This is a genomic window from Devosia sp. CN2-171 (genome assembly GCF_049354815.1).
Taxonomy (GTDB): domain Bacteria; phylum Pseudomonadota; class Alphaproteobacteria; order Rhizobiales; family Devosiaceae; genus Devosia_A.
Window position 1 is genome coordinate 3754404 of record NZ_CP186479.1, and the last position, 15155, is coordinate 3769558.

Consider the following 15155-nt stretch of genomic DNA (forward strand, 5'->3'; position numbering starts at 1 on the left):
GCCATCTATTGCCTGAAACTGTGATCCAGTGAGGCCGTGACCGGGGCGATGAGGTATTCAAAGAGCGTCTGCTCGTCGCCCATCAGCATGATCTCGGCCGGCATGCCGGGAAGCATCCTGACGCCTTCGCCGAGGGCATCGAGGCTGGCGCGGTCGACTTCGACCTTGGCGAGGAAGTAGGAGCCGCCGGATCGTTCGTCGACGAGGCTGTCGGCGGAGATCGAACGCAGCACCCCGTGGATCTGGGGCAGGTTGCGCTGGCGATATGCGGTGAGGATGACGCGAGCCGACATGCCGGGATGGACGGCATCGATGTCGACCGGCCGAAGCCGCGCATCGATCACCAGCTTGGAGGCTTCCGGCACGATCTCGAGAATGGGCTCGCCGGACTTGAGGACGCCGGAAACCGTCGTGACACGCACATGCATGACCGTGCCCGATATGGGGGCGGCGATGATTGTTCGCGCCAGGATGTCCTCGCGGGAGGCGAGCAGGCCCGACAGCTCCGCCAGTTCGCTGCGGACCGTGCTCAGGTCCTGGCTGACCTTTTCGGCAATCTCGTCGCGCAGCGCCAGGAGCTGCATCTGGGTTTCGCCGATGAGCTGCCGGTTCTGGGCTATCGACGCCCGGTTGGCGGCGCGCTCGGCCTCGACACTGGCCGCCTCGCGCTGCAACTCGAGCAGGCGGGGCAAGCGCTCGAGGCCTTTGTCGTAGAGCTTCTTGACGCTCGCGGCCTCCTGCTCGAGCAGGTCGATCTGCTCGTCTTCGGCGGCGATCATCTCGGTGAGGCCGGCGATCTGCTCCTCGACCTGCTTGATGCGCTGGTCGAGGATCAGCTCACGCCCGCTCTGCGAGGTACGGCGGCTGAGGAACAGGGCGCGCTGGTCGCCAACGGCCCGCGCATAGTCGGCCTGGGGCATGACGAGCAGTTCGGCCGGAACGACGATCGCGTCGTGCCCGAGCATCTCGGCGAGAAGGCGCGCCTCCAGCGCACGCAGGTCGATGTAGCGGGCGCGCAGCTCCTGCCGGCGCGCCAGCGCCTGCGTGTCGTCGAGGGTCACCAGCGGATCGCCGGCCTTGACGATGTCGCCTTCCCTGACATGGATGGTGCGGACGATCCCGCCTTCGAGATGCTGGATTGTCTTGCGATAGCCGTCGGGGCTGACGACACCCGGCGCGATAGCGGCACTGGCCAGCCGGGCGCCATAGGCCCAGGTGCCGAAGCCGCCGACCAACGCAATCGCGGCGATGTAGCCGAGGAGCCGGGGGCCGCGGGTGATACGGGCCAATTCGACGCGGGGTTTGGGTCGGCGGCGGCGCGTCCCGAGCATCACGAACAACAGGCCGAGGACGCAGAGCGTTACCCCGGCGGTGGCGACGCCTTCGGGCGAGAGCCCCATGTCGCGGACGGCGGTCCAGCTCTGGTCGATGAACGGCACGATCTCCCCTTGCCACCAGGCGAGGGTGAGCTGCCAGATCTTGGTCGGACTTTCGAACATTGCCATGCCCTCCTACGAGGAGATCCGGGGCAGCTTGCGTGCCGGCTGGGTGAGCCGCCGCGCATCGTCGCCCTCGGCGGGGACGCCGGCGGGCCGCAGCACCTCGTCACGGTCGGCGAAGCGAGCGACGGCGCCGTTGCGCATGATGAGGATCTTGTCGACGGCCTGCAGGTCGACCGGCCGGTGCGTGACGATCACCACGGTGCGGCGCCGGCGCCTGAGTTCCGCCAGCGCCTTGGTGAGCGCGAGGTCGCCGTCACTGTCGAGGTTGGAATTGGGCTCGTCGAGCACCAGCACGGCGGGGTCACCGTAGACGGCCCGGGCCAGGGCGATGCGCTGGCGCTGGCCCTGCGATATCCGGCTGCCCTGCGTTCCCATGTCGGTCTCGTAGCCGCCCGGCAAACCCAGGATCAGCTGGTGTACGCCCGCCAGCTGTGCCGCTTCCACCAGCCTGTCGCTGTCGAGCGGATAGAAGCGCGCGATGTTCTGGCCGACGGTTCCGGGGAACAGTTCGACCTGCTGCGGCAGGTAGCCGATGTAGCGTCCAAGATCGTCGGAGTTCCAGCCGAAGACATCGGCGCCGTCGATGCGGACATGGCCATAGCTCGGCCGTGCCGCGCCGACCAGCAGGCGGCAGAGCGTCGATTTCCCCGCGCCGGACGGGCCGACAATGGCGCAGCTGATGCCCGGCTCGAGGCTGAAATTGATGTTGCTGAGGATCGGTTCGTGCCGCATCTGCGCTGCATAACTCACCGTCTCCACGGTGAGGCGGCCGAGCGGCCGCGGCAGCTGAACGGCCTCCGCGTGCTGGGCCGATCCCTCGAACAGCGCTTTGAGGTTGCGATGCGCGGTGACGGCAGCAAGCAGCCGGCGCCAGGCACTGATTGAGCGCTCGATGGGGGAGAGGGCACGGGCGAGGACGATCGAGGCGGCGATCATGGCGCCGCCGGTCAGCTCTCCCTGGATCACATAGTAGGCGCCGATGCCGAGGATCAGCACCTGCAGCGAGAGGCGAATTGCACGAGAGATGCTGACGACCGTTGCGGTGTCCTCCGCCAGCTCCTGTTGGCGCGCGCTGGCGGCGGCTTCGCGCTCCTGCCAGCGCTCGATGATCGGCTGGGCCATGCCGAGCGGCCCAAGCGTCTCGCCGCCGTCGATATAGCGCAGCGCGGCATCATGGTTGGCGCGCAGCTCGGCGGTTGTCCGCTTCTGGGCGGGGCGGGTCGCGATGTCATTGCCGACGGCGAGCCCGAACAGCACCAGCGCGCCGCCGATGGCGACAAGGCCCAGCGCCGGATGCAGCTGCCAGATGAAGGCGATGAAGATGAGCGCCCAGGGCGTGTCCAGCAGCGCCAGCGGTCCATCGCCCTCGAAAAAGGAGCGCAGGTCGGTGACGTCGCGCGGTCCGGCTTCGAGCCCGGCGCCGGCGAGGCGCGCTTCCATCGCCCGGCGGATCACCGGACCGGAGAGCTCGAGGTTGATCCAGGCGCCGGTGCGGGTGAGCATCACCCGCCGGGCATGTTCGATCAGGCCATAGACGACGATGGCGCCGAGCGTGCCAACCGTCAGCCAGATCAGCGTATCGAGCGAATCCGTCGACAGCACCCGGTCATAGACCTGGAGCATGTAGAAGACGGTAACGAGAAGCAGGAGATTGGCGATGCAGCTGAAGAGGATGAGCGCGGGAAGCTGGCGCCGGACTCGGTCGAGGATGGTCTGGTAGAGGGTCTTGTGCATATCACAACCGCCTTGGCAGGACTCTTGCCGCAAAGGGCGCCGGCCGGGTTGTGTCCCGACCGGCGAGGCTTGGTTGCCGCTAGACTATGACGTTACCGTCGTGGTCGCCGTCGATGCCGATGGTGAAATCGTCCACCGCGGTATCGCCGTTGAAGTCGAAGTCCTCGATGGTGACCTCGAAGTTGAGTTCTGCATCAGGAGCGGTTGTCGACTCGGAGATGGCGAACTTGCCAACGTCAAACTTGCCCGCCGTTGCCTCGATCAAGGCCCGGTTATGCAAGTCGTCTGTCGTCCACTCGATCGTATAGCCGTTCTTGAGGCCAGTGACGGTTACAGTCGCAGTACCCAGGCCCGAAACATCGATGCCCATCACGGCCGGATCGGCGTCCGCGTCGAACTCGATGGGGTCGGCCTGGCCCGGCACGAAGACGCGGACCAGGACGATGTCAGGCGAAGGCCCACCGCTGGTGGGATCGTTCAGCAGGTCACGGCCCTGGTCAGGGTCACCGAGCCATGTCGTGATCTTCATCCCGGCCAGAACCTTGGGTCCGGCCTGGGTCTGCGAGACGGTGATCGATGCGGTATGCACATCCACGGTGCCACCCGTGTACTGGACGTTGTCCGCATCGTCCGCCTCGGTTGCGGTCAGGCCTCCCGGTACTCCGGAGAGGTAGTTGGCCACCGGATCGTCGACATAGACGAAGTACGCGGCGTCCTTGGCGTCGAACATCTGGTTGTTCACACCGATGGTCGCTCCGGTACCGCCCTGCGAAGTGTGGATCACATCGCTCTTGTTGGTGTAGTTGCCGGCGGCGTTAAAGACCGGATTCTTGCCGAACACGATGATGGCAGGATCGGTCGCGGATTCGCCCACGACACCAAAGAGGTTGGCGCCGGAAGGCAGGTTGTCGAAGTCGAAGTCGATGTTGACCAGGTTCGGGTCCTGCAACACGTCGAAGACGTAGTTCCAGTTAGCGGGGTCCGGATCGCTGTCATCCAGCGCTAGCTGGAAGAACGCGGTGTCCCCGGCATCGCCGATGGTCCCGTTGCCGTTCGTGTTCTCGTAGTAGACCACCGTCTGGTCGTCCTCCTGCACACCAGTCACCGTGGTGAAACCGAGATCGACGCTCGGGGTGAAGTCGGTGATCTTGACGCTTGCGCCGTCATTGCCCGGCACGGCGCCGAGCGGGTTGCTGACGGAGCTGGAGGTGGAGAAATCGACGATGTCGCTACTGATATCGCCGATTGCCGGTCCGTCGTCCTCGAACAGCAGCGTGCCACCGATGTCGATGGTGGCGCTGCCGTGGTCGCCGTCGCCGTCATGGGCGGTCGCCGTCAGTTGGACCAGATCGGGCGAGCTGAGAACAGCCGGCGAAGTTGACTCGTCGGGGTCGAGCGGATCGTCGTGCTTGACCGCCCGGCTCTGAGTGAATGTCACTTCTCCGGTGTTTTCGTCGGCCGAGACGCGGAACACTTCAAGGCCGCCGATAGCAGTTACGCCGATGACGTCGAGACCATCGAGGCCAAGCAGCACGGAGTCGCCGGTCAGCGAGTCGACGAGCCCGGTATCGTCACCCGCGCCGCTGATCGACAGCTCGTAGGTGATGGCGTCGTCGTCCGGCAGATCGTTGCCGTCCTCATCCTTTGGCCCGTCATTGCCATAGAGCGTGGTGAACAGGCCGGAGAAGTCGGCATTGGCAAAGCCGAACACAGTCTCGTCGACCGTCAGGGTCGGAGCCGGCTCCGCGTTCCGTTCGATCGAGGGACCATCGTCGAGGAAGTTGAAGGTCAACCCGATGTCTGCGATAGCGTCGTCATGGTCGCCGTCGCCGTCATAGGCGACAGCCGTCAAGGTCACGAGGCTGGCTGCCGAGAACTTGGATGGCTCATCAGCTCCATCTTCTTCGGGGTCCTCTGGATCGTCATGAACGACGGCGCGGCTTTGCTGCAGGGTAACGTTGCCGTCCGCGTCGACCGAGATGCGCAGGACCTCTCCGCCGGTGGCACTTGTGCCAACCACGTCGTCGCCGTCGAGATTGAGCAACACGGCTTCGCCGGTCAGCGTGTCGGTCAGGCCGCTATCGGCATCCGATCCGCTGACGCCGAGGGCGTAGGTGATCTCACCTACGGAGGCCTCACCGTCCTTGCCGAAATCCGCGTCGAACAGGCCTGCATAGCTGGCCGTGTCGCTGTCAGTGATTTCGGTGTCGTCGGTTGTGAGGCTCGGCGGGTCGACGGTGGCGAGGTCCATCGTGGGGCCGTCATCCTCGAAGTTGAAGGCGAGTCCGATATCGGCGGTCGCGTCGTCGTGGTCGCCGTCGCCGTCATAGACGGTCTGGATGAGCGTCACGAGATTTGCCGCCGAGAGTGTTGACGGCTCGGTGCTCTCGCTGGGATCACCCGGATTGTCGTGAACGACCGCGCGGAGCTGAGTGAGCGTCACCGTGCCGGTGTCGTCGACCGAGATGCGCAGCACCTCTCCGCCAGTGGCACTTGTGCCGACCACATCGTTGCCGTCGAGGTTGAGCACGACGGTTTCGCCGGTCAACGTGTCGATCAGCCCACTGTCGGCATCGATTCCGCTGACGCCGAGCGCATAGGTCGCCGCCGGGTCACCTTCCTCGTCATTGCCGAAGTCTGGGTTGAACAGGACAGAGAAGTCGGCGCTGTCGCTGCTCGTGGGGGTGTCGGTGTCGTCGGTGACGAGGCCTGGGACGGATTCCTCAGAGAGGGCGTTTGTCGGGCCGTCATCCTCGAAGCTGAACGTGTCGCCGATGCCGACCGTGTGGTCGTCGGTGTCGCCATCATCATCGGTGGCCGTGGCGGTCAGCGTGATCAGATCGGCCGAAGTGAGCTTGGAGGGCTCGCCGGCGCCATCCTCCTCGGGATCTTCCGGATCGTCGTGGACGACCGCGCGGCTCTGGTCGAGCGTGACCTCGCCGGTGTCGACGTTGACCGAGATACGGAACACCTCGTCGCCGCCAATCGCGGTGGTGCCGATCACGTCGTCGCCGTCGAGGTGCAGCAGCACGGCTTCGCCGCTCAGCGTGTCGACGAGACCGCTGTCGTCACCGTCCCCGCTTATCCCCAGCGTATAGGCAACCGCGTCGTCGTCGACCGTGCCGTCATTGTCGGCGTCCTTGCCGCCGTCGGTGCCGAAATCGACATCGAACAGGTTGGCATAGCTGACGGAGTCGTCGGTGACGAAATCGCTGTCGTCGACCGTAAGGCCAGGCGTGCCTTCGCCATCGCCAACGACCGGGCCATCATCCTCAAACACGATCCGGTCGCCGACCGGCTCATGGATCGTGATGCCCTGGGTGATGGCGAAGCCGCCGATGTCGAACTTGCCTTCGACACCCTCGATCTTGACCCGGTTGTGCAGATCGTCGGTGAAGAACTCGATGGCGTGGCCATCGTCGACACCGCTGATCGTCACGGTGGCGGTGCCCAGGCCCGAAACGTCCACTCCGGCTTGGGCCGCATCGGCATCACTGTCGAACTCATAGGTCGTGCCACCGACCGTGACCTTCACCAGGATAATGTTGGGCGAGGCGCCTCCCCCCGAGGGATCAGAAGCCAAAGTCCGGCCCTGGTCATCGTTGCCCAGGTATGTGGTCAGGCTGAGCGAGCCCGTGCTGTTGCCCTGGATCTGGGAGATCGTGAATTTGGCGGAGGTCACGTCGAGCGTGCCGCCGTTGTACTGGATATTGTCGGCATCGTCGGCCTCGGTGGAGTCGAGGCCGTCGGGCCAACCGGACAGGAAGCTTGCGACGGGGTCCTCAATGTAGACGAAGAATGCAGCATCGCCCGGATTGAACATCTGGTTGTTCATGCCGATCGTGGCATCGTCCCCGGTGGCGGCCTGCGACGTGAATATTCTGTCGCTGCCGCTGTCGAGGCTGCCATCCTCCTTCATCAGGATGTTCTCACCGAGAATGATGATCGCCGGGTCGGTCGGAGAGGGGCCGAGGATGTCGAACAGGTTGTTGCCCGAGGGCAGCGTGTTGAAATCGAACTCGATTGTGCCGCTGGCGGCGACATCGAGCAGCCCGCTGAGATCGACCGGATCGTCATGATCGCCGCTATCGGGGTTGGTGATGGCTTCGAACTGGACCGTCGAAATGGTGCCGTCCGACTGGAGGTGGCCGGCGAGGACGATTTCGCCGCTCGCATCGACGCCCAAGAACATGAAGGCGCCGAGGCCGCCGCCGGTGGCCATGTCGGCGAACAGGTAGATTGCCTCGCCGTCAACGGTGGTGAAGCTGGCGAGGACGCCGGTCGTTGGGTCGGTGGGGCCGCTGGCATCGTAAACCGGCAGCGGATCGCCGTTGCTCATGACGAACCCGGTCAGCGTCGAACCTTCGGTGAGTGAAATGAAGTCGTTGCGGGCCGCGCCGTTCGCCAGGGCAAAGGTATTGCTCAGGCTGAGCTGGCCGGCGTCGAAGAGGCGCGTGGCAAATGCTGCCGGCAGGTCGGTGTATACGATGTCGTTGTCGTTGTTGTCCTCATTGGCCGCTGGTGTTCCGCTGGTTTGCAGACCGGACGACTCGTCGAGCGTGACGTACTGGTCGTCTGTTAGAACGATTGCCATGATGACTGCTCCCTAAAGCGCTAGCGTGATTGCTCCCCGGCTCATGTGTTGACGCTTGGTAGTCATGTCGTGTGCTCGGTATTCAGAAGACTACAGAAAATAGAGCTTTGCCCGGCGCTGATATGATCAGCGCCGGAACTGCATTTCAGTTGTGGCCTCGGGATTGTCAGGAATACATCCGGCGCGGATCGGATGGTGCGACCAGGAGGTTATTTGCGCGTCCTGCACTCGTTCCGCAAAGCAAGCGCCAGGCGCTCTCTCGGTACTCTTGGTTCACGCCGAAATACGCATTCTGTATCGAGATTTACGAAAATCCAGCTGAGACTGCAATGGCGGCTATGGTCGGGTCGGCGGGGGTGGGGCTGGTCGGGGGGTGGGGGCTTTTGCTGGGGCAGGGCGGCGAGGGACGCGAGGTGCCGCTCGCTCTTCGATGCGCAAACGGCCCGCGGGCTGATCGCATCTGGCTGCAAGGGCGTGTTGCGTGCGCTAGGTGGAGCAGGCGCCGACCCGGGGGCCGGCGCGGTCACTAGCCTTGTCGTTCTTCGTGGGGGTCTAGGCCGCCTCGAACGAATCCTACGCATCCGAACCGCCACCTCTGCGTTGAGGAGCATGGGTCGAGCCATGGAGCCTCAGATGATACCACCGGCGATGTTCGAGAGCTTCGATGAGCGAACCTGGTGGCACCGGGGACGGCCGTACTCATCGGTGGAGTTGCTCCTCGACGGGGTGGTTCACGCCCTCGGCCTGCTCGTTGCGCTGGGGGCGGGTGGCTCACTGCTGGTTTTTGCAGCCGCATCAACCGCGCAGGCCGAACTGCCGGCCATCGCCGTCTATGTCGGCTCGCTCGTATTGGTGCTGGCCATATCGCTGGCCTTCAACATCGCACCGGTGAATGCCACGAAGCGCTTCCTGGCGCGGCTAGACCAGGCCGCCATTTTCCTGCTGATCGCCGGCACCTACACGCCCATTCTGGCGCTGCTCGGCGGCACGCCCATCGGACCCCTGGCGCTGACCCTGGTTTGGGGGGCGGCCCTAATTGGCATTGCGCTGAAACTGCTGGTGCCACAGCACTTTGGACGGTTGGCGCTTGCGCTCTACCTGGGCATCGGCTGGAGTGGCCTGCTGGTCTTTCAGACATTGGCGGCAACGCTGCCGCCCAGCACGCTATGGCTGCTGCTGGCGGGAGGTGTCGCCTACTGCTCGGGCATCATCTTCCATCTCTGGGAGCGTCTCCACTTTCACAATGTGCTGTGGCACTGTTTCGTCGTCGCCGGCGCCAGCCTGCACCTTTGGGCGATCCTCGACTGCATGGTCATCAAGCGGCTGTGAGCGACGCGGCGCAACCGGGTGCCCGCCACACCTGCGACCGCGTGTCATCTCGCTCGCGGAACTTTTGCTTGTCGCAGCCGCTTGCTAGGCTCGGGCATTTCCGAGGCTAGGAGTTTCCAATGAAGCGTAGTGCAACGGCAGTCTGGCAGGGTACCCTGCAGGAAGGTTCGGGTACGCTCGATGTGCTGAGCGGGGCCTTCGCGGCGCTGCCCTATACGTACAAGGGCCGGTTCGTCGATGAGACGGGCAAGTCTGGGACCAATCCCGAGGAATTGATCGGCGCCGCCCATGCGGGGTGTTTCGCCATGCAGTTCAGTGCCTTCCTTGCCGCCAACGGCACGACGGCCGAGAACCTCAACGTCACCGCGGTGGTCGAGCTTATTCCCGGCACCGGCATCACCGGCAGTGCGCTGACGGTTCTGGGCAAGGTGCCCGGGATCGATGCGGCCAAGTTCGCCGAGCTGGCGGAGAAGGCGAAAGCCGAATGCCCGGTGTCGCGGGCGCTGGGCGCGATCAATGTGACACTCGACGCTCGCCTCGTCTGAGCCAGAAAAAGTTGCATGCGGTGGAACCGCTGCCGGCGAGCTCCGTTATTGGTGTGTAGTCACACCACTCGAAAGAGCAGTGAGATTGCAAAAGCGGCGGGAACGCAGATGAAAATCAGCGCTCCCGCCGTTTTCATATGCTGCTCGCCACGCGCCAGTCGGCCCAGGCCGAAACCGTGTGCACGCGCCTTGTGTGGCGGTGTTCCGCACCGAAGGGCGCAGCTTCCCATTTCCAGCGCAAACCTGAACGCGGTAGCACGTGGCCCTGCATGAGGTCGGCACTGTCGAGCACCACGCCGTGGCGGTTGAAGACGCGATAGTCGATATCGGTGATCAGCGTCGCGGGGCAGGGCAGGGCGGCGAGGGCTGTGAGGTGCCGCTCGATCATGCGGCGCGATTGCCCGGGCGGCGCGGCTGCCGCCATCTCGCCGAGGAGGTTAGACGAGATCACCCAGTCGAGCCCGTCGATTGCAGCGAGGAAGGCAAGATCGAGCGTGTCGCCCGTGGCAAGGTCGCGCCATTGCAGTTCGATGTTCGCATAGCGCCCGAGACGCGGCCGAATGGCGCTGAGATGGGCGCGGTCGATCAAGAGGACGCGCTCGAACGTCCGGGCGAGAGATTCGAGCGGCACTTCGAACAGCGGACCGGAGCCGAGGACGGCGACGGTGCGGCGGACCGGGATGTCGTCGATGGTGGTGTCGATCAGCCCGCGCGCATTGGCGAGGTGGGGCGCCCAGGCGCGCGTCTGGCGCTGGCCAAGGGCCCAGTAGCGCACCGCGCTAGGCAGATGGGGCTGGAAGGCCGGTGGGGTGATCCGGCGGCTCGCGGCATGGACGCGGAGTTCGGCGAGCATCGTGGCAGGGGCCCGGCTGGAGAATCGGCGTGATCGTATTGCGTGCTGCCGCCACCGCAAGATTGTTCGATCACCGACGGGTCCGGGGAAGAATTTCGCCGCAATTTCGTGCAGTTTCCAACTGTGTCGGAAGGGGCGGAACTTGCTTGTTCGAGAAGTCGTCAAAATGGCCGTGGCCACGGTAGTTCTTGCCATGCCGATGAGTCCGGCGGCGGCCTGCGAGGACCTGGTCGATGGCCCCAAGGGCGTGGTTGCCTCGGTCACCGACGGCGACACGGTCGTTCTCGATAACGGCCTCGTCATCCGCCTCATCGGCACGCAGGCGCCCAAGCTGGCGCTCGGCCGCGAGGATTTTGCCGAGTGGCCGAAGGCCGATGCCGCCAAGGTGGCGCTCGAAGCGCTGGTGCTGGGCCAGCCGGTGCGCGTCCGGCATGGCGGCGAGCGTATCGACCGGCATGGGCGAACGCTGGGCCAGCTCTTTGTCACCGGCGCGACCGAGGCGTGGGTGCAGCAGCAGATGATCGCCGCAGGCTGGGCGCGGGTCTATTCGTTCCCCGACAATCGTGCATGCGTGACACAGTTGCTGGCTGTTGAGACGCAGGCACGCCTCGACAAGCTTGGCATCTGGGCCGATCCCTACTATCTCGTGCGGCGGGCGGACCGGCCGGACGATTTTGCCGGGCGCCAGGGATATTACGAGCTGGTGGAAGGTCGCGTGCTGCTCGCCGAAAAGGCGCAGGGGCGCGTCTATCTCAATTTTGGCCGGTCGTGGAAGTCGGACTTTACCGCCGTCATCGACAAGGCGGCGCTGGGGCTGTTTTCGAAGGGCGGACTCGATCCGCTGAAGCTCGAAGGCGCCCTGATTCGGATACGTGGCTGGGTGGATGAGAATGATGGCCCGCGGGTCGAGATCACCCACCCCGAGCAGATAGAGGTTTTGCGCGCTCCATGAGCACGAGACCGAAGTTTAGGGCGCTCGGCGCCATGCTGTCCGCGGCGCTCCTGGTGCTGCTCGCGGCCTGTACGAGCCTGCCCGGCGTCACGGTCAGCCGCACGCAGGATGGCAGCGCGCCGGCCGTTGCGGTGAGCACCGAGGATAGCGAAGAAGACGCGATCGGGGCGCGCGAGCATCCGCGCATCGTCGCCTCCTACGGCGGCATCTATTCGGACCGGCAGGCCGAAATCATGATCGCGCGGATCGTCGGCCGGCTGCTCGCCGCCGCCGACCAGCCGAACCAGAAGTTCACCGTCACCATTCTCGACACCGCCGAGGTCAACGCCTTCGCGCTGCCGGGTGGCTATGTCTACGTGACGCGCGGCATCCTGGCGCTCGCTTCGGATACGTCGGAACTCGCAGCGGTGCTGGCGCACGAGATCGCGCATGTGACGCTGAAACACGCCCGCGCCCGCACCAACCGGGCCAAGACCAACGAGATCGTCGACAAGGTCGTCTCGGGCGTGTTCGGCGCCGACACGGCGACCGACCAGGCCTCGAACCGCTCGAAAATGTCGCTCGCCGCCTTCAGCCAGCAGCAGGAACTCGCCGCCGACAAGGAAGGCATCCTGACCGCGGGGCGCGCCGGGTTCGATCCGCACGCGGCGGCGCGTTTCCTCGGCGCCATGGGCCGCTTCGCGCATTTCTCGCAGGGCGATGCCGATCAGGAAGGTGACTTCCTCTCCTCGCACCCCTCGACCCCCGACCGGATCCAGAAAGCCATCGAGACAGCGCGCGCCTTCTTTGGCGCCCCGGGCCTCGGCGAGACCGATCGCGTGGGCTACATGGCCGGCATCGAGGGCCTCGCCTTCGGCGACAGCCCGGCGCAGGGCGCGGTCAACGGCCGTCGCTACGTCAATCCGGCGCTGAAATTCACCTTCGAGGTGCCGCAGAACTACACGCTGCAGATCTCGAAGGGCGCCGTGGTGGGTGTAGCCGGCGAGGGCGAGGCCGTGCGCTTCGACAGCGCCGAAGTGCCGACGACGATGGGGCTCGAGGATTATCTGAAATCGGGCTGGATCGCCGGCCTCCAGCCGCAGACGGTCAAGCGCGAGAGCGCCAACGGCTACGACATGGCGACCGGCGTGGCGGTGACGCCGCAGTGGAATTTCCGCGTCGCCGTGGTGCGCCACGAGGGCAAGGTCTACCGCTTCATCTTCGCCTCGCGCTTCGACAGCGACACCTTCGCCAAGGCGGCCGAGCAGACGCTCAAGAGCTTCAGGGTGGCGACCGCCAGGGACATTGCCCAGGTCCGCAAGCTCGTGGTTCGTACCATCACGGCCGGGCCGGTCGATACGGCGGACTCGCTGGCGCGCAAGATGAACGGGCTCAGCCGCGGCACGGACCTGTTCTACATCCTCAACAACCTCTACCCGGGCGACACCTTGGTCACCGGCCAGCGCTACAAGATCGTCACGGTCGAGTAGGACTTGGGCGTCGGGTGGCCCGCGTCCTGCTGGCCGACCCCGAAGATGAATATGCTTCGAACCTGACACAGTCTTCCCACGGTGCGGACTTGCTGCCGGGTGGGCAATTGGCGCAACGCAAAACTCAAGTCGCGAGCCAAAAGGCAAACGCAATTACTCGACTAAATCGATAGAGATAATCATTGTATTGGCATCGAGGTCGCGCATAGAGCGCGGCCGAACCCGCGAGATGCCGATATGAGCACATCACAGCGCAACCTGAAGCTCGGCGCCTTCATCATGGCGACCGGCCACCATATCGCCGCTTGGCGGCACCCCGACGCCGATGCCGATGCCGGGCACAGTATCGATCACTACCGGGGGCTCGCCGAGACGGCGGAGCGCGGCAAGTTCGACTTGGTGTTCGTCGCTGACAGCCCGGCCGGCTGGGACGGCGACAAGGACCCCGAGACGCGCAGCCGGGTCAGCCATTCAGCGCATTTCGAGCCGGTGACGCTGTGGTCGGCGCTGTCGCAGGTGACCGAGCGGATCGGGTTCGTCGCCACCGCCTCGACGACTTACGAGGATCCGTACCTGCTCGCCCGCAAGTTCGCCTCGCTCGATCACATCTCGAAGGGCAGGGCGGCGTGGAACGTCGTCACCACCGGGGCGGACGTGTCGAAGAACTTCTCGATCCCCGGGCATCCGGCGCATGCCAACCGCTACGAGCGTGCCGAGGAATTCGTCGATCTGGTGCTGGACCTCTGGGACTCCTACGAGGACGACGCGATCATCGCCGACAAGACGTCCGGCGTGTTCCTCGATCCGGCCAAGGTCCATAGGGTCGGCCACAAGGGCAAAGTGTTCGAGGTGGCCGGACCGCTCAACGTCGCCCGCTCGCCGCAAGGCCGGCCGGTGGTGGTGCAGGCCGGCGCTTCCGAGCCGGGGCGTGAACTTGCCGCCCGGACGGCGGAAGTGATCTTCACCGCCAACCAGACTCTGGCCGACGCGCAGGAATTCTACTCCGATGTGAAGCGGCGGTTGCCGAAATTCGGGCGCCTCGCCGAGGAACTGGTAATCATGCCCGGCATCTTCCCGGTGCTGGGCGGTACCGAGAAAGAGGCGCAGGAGAACTACGAGTTCATCCAGTCGCTGGTGCACCCGACGATCGCCTGGTCGATCCTCAGGCAATACTATGTCGGCGTCGACCTCTCGGGCTATTCGCTCGACGACAAGGCGCCGCCACTGCCCACCGATACCGAGCTCAACAAGAGCCGACTGAAGCTGGTGTCGGACCTCGCGGCGCGCGGCCTGACTTTGCGCCAGCTCTACCTGTCGCTCGCCACGGCGCGTGGTCACCGCACGGTGGTCGGTACGCCAGAGCAGGTGGCGGATGCTATCGGCGAGTGGTTCCACGGCGGGGCCGCCGACGGCTTCAACATCATGCCGCCGGTGCTGCCGACGGGGCTCAGCGACTTCGTCGACCAGGTGGTCCCTATCCTGCAGCAGCGTGGCTGGTATCGCACCGAATACGAGGGGCACACGCTGCGGGAGAATCTCGGGCTTGTCCGCCCGGCGAACCGGTTCGTCGAACGCGCCCAGGCGCAGACCCAGAGGAGTGCGTGATGGCGAAGCTTAGTATCGTCGGCTTTGCCGGCTCGTCGTCGCGGCCCTCGCGTACGCGTAACCTCGTCGAAGCCGTCGCCGACGCCGCTGCCAGACGCTCGGGAGCGGCAGTCTCGATCTTCGATCTAACCGAAATCCATCCCTCGCTGGGCTCGACCCTCGACCCGCGCCGGGCCCCGGCCGACCTCGAACAGCTGATCGCGACGATCACCGCGGCGGATGCGCTGATTGTTGGATCGCCGGTTTACAAGGGCACCTATACGGGCCTGTTCAAGCACCTGTTCGATCTGATCGAGCCCAAGGCACTCAAGGACAAGCCGGTGGTACTGACTGCGACCGGCGGCAGCGAACGTCACGCGCTGGTGGTCGATCACGGGTTGCGGCCGCTGTTTGCGTTCTTTTCGGCCGACATCATCGCAACCGGGCTCTATGCGACCGAACCCGATTTCGTCGAGCACCAACCGCACAGTCCGGCGCTGCTGGCGCGGATCGAGCGGTGTGCCGAGGAACTGAACTGGCGGTTCGGCAGCAAGCGCCTCGCGGCGAACGAGCCGCTCAAGCAGATCGCCTGA

The 15155-nt window shown here is 65.1% G+C and carries 10 protein-coding genes; 6 read left to right on the plus strand and 4 right to left on the minus strand.

Going from position 1 to position 15155, the window contains the following annotated elements; all coding sequences use genetic code 11:
- Window positions 1–5 precede the first annotated feature (5 nt).
- From ACOYW5_RS18680 to ACOYW5_RS18690, 3 genes are all read right to left on the minus strand, one after another.
- On the minus strand, window positions 6–1499 hold the full coding sequence (locus tag ACOYW5_RS18680; protein ID WP_423066391.1) for an HlyD family type I secretion periplasmic adaptor subunit: 1494 nt from the start codon (window positions 1497–1499) through the stop codon (window positions 6–8).
- A 12-nt stretch (window positions 1500–1511) separates the two neighbouring features.
- A complete protein-coding gene (locus ACOYW5_RS18685; RefSeq protein WP_423066392.1) occupies window positions 1512–3236 on the minus strand; it encodes a type I secretion system permease/ATPase in 1725 nt (574 codons plus the stop codon).
- A gap of 79 nt (window positions 3237–3315) precedes the next feature.
- Window positions 3316–7830, minus strand: coding sequence for a DUF5801 repeats-in-toxin domain-containing protein (locus ACOYW5_RS18690; RefSeq protein ID WP_423066393.1), 4515 nt, complete (start codon window positions 7828–7830; stop codon window positions 3316–3318).
- A 648-nt stretch (window positions 7831–8478) separates the two neighbouring features.
- Between ACOYW5_RS18690 and trhA the strand changes: the two genes are divergently transcribed.
- Both trhA and ACOYW5_RS18700 read left to right on the plus strand, forming a co-directional pair.
- Window positions 8479–9159 (plus strand): PAQR family membrane homeostasis protein TrhA, encoded by a 681-nt coding sequence (gene trhA, locus ACOYW5_RS18695; protein WP_423066394.1) that lies wholly within the window; start codon window positions 8479–8481, stop codon window positions 9157–9159.
- A gap of 119 nt (window positions 9160–9278) precedes the next feature.
- A complete protein-coding gene (locus ACOYW5_RS18700; RefSeq protein ID WP_423066395.1) occupies window positions 9279–9704 on the plus strand; it encodes an OsmC family protein in 426 nt (141 codons plus the stop codon).
- A gap of 133 nt (window positions 9705–9837) precedes the next feature.
- On the opposite strand, the gene ACOYW5_RS18705 is transcribed toward ACOYW5_RS18700, so the two are convergent.
- On the minus strand, window positions 9838–10557 hold the full coding sequence (locus ACOYW5_RS18705; RefSeq protein WP_423066396.1) for a hypothetical protein: 720 nt from the start codon (window positions 10555–10557) through the stop codon (window positions 9838–9840).
- Window positions 10558–10723: 166 nt separating this feature from the next.
- Between ACOYW5_RS18705 and ACOYW5_RS18710 the strand changes: the two genes are divergently transcribed.
- The 4 genes from ACOYW5_RS18710 to msuE all read left to right on the plus strand — a co-directional run bounded on the left by ACOYW5_RS18710 (window position 10724) and on the right by msuE (window position 15155).
- Window positions 10724–11509, plus strand: coding sequence for a thermonuclease family protein (locus ACOYW5_RS18710; RefSeq protein ID WP_423066397.1), 786 nt, complete (start codon window positions 10724–10726; stop codon window positions 11507–11509).
- Window positions 11506–12978 (plus strand): M48 family metalloprotease, encoded by a 1473-nt coding sequence (locus ACOYW5_RS18715; RefSeq protein WP_423066398.1) that lies wholly within the window; start codon window positions 11506–11508, stop codon window positions 12976–12978. Before ACOYW5_RS18710 ends, ACOYW5_RS18715 begins: the two co-directional genes overlap by 4 nt.
- A 237-nt stretch (window positions 12979–13215) precedes the next feature.
- Window positions 13216–14583, plus strand: a complete 1368-nt coding sequence (locus ACOYW5_RS18720; protein WP_423066399.1) for an LLM class flavin-dependent oxidoreductase — start codon at window positions 13216–13218, stop codon at window positions 14581–14583.
- Window positions 14583–15155 (plus strand): FMN reductase, encoded by a 573-nt coding sequence (gene msuE, locus ACOYW5_RS18725; RefSeq protein ID WP_423066400.1) that lies wholly within the window; start codon window positions 14583–14585, stop codon window positions 15153–15155. The genes ACOYW5_RS18720 and msuE overlap by 1 nt, the downstream gene beginning before the upstream one ends.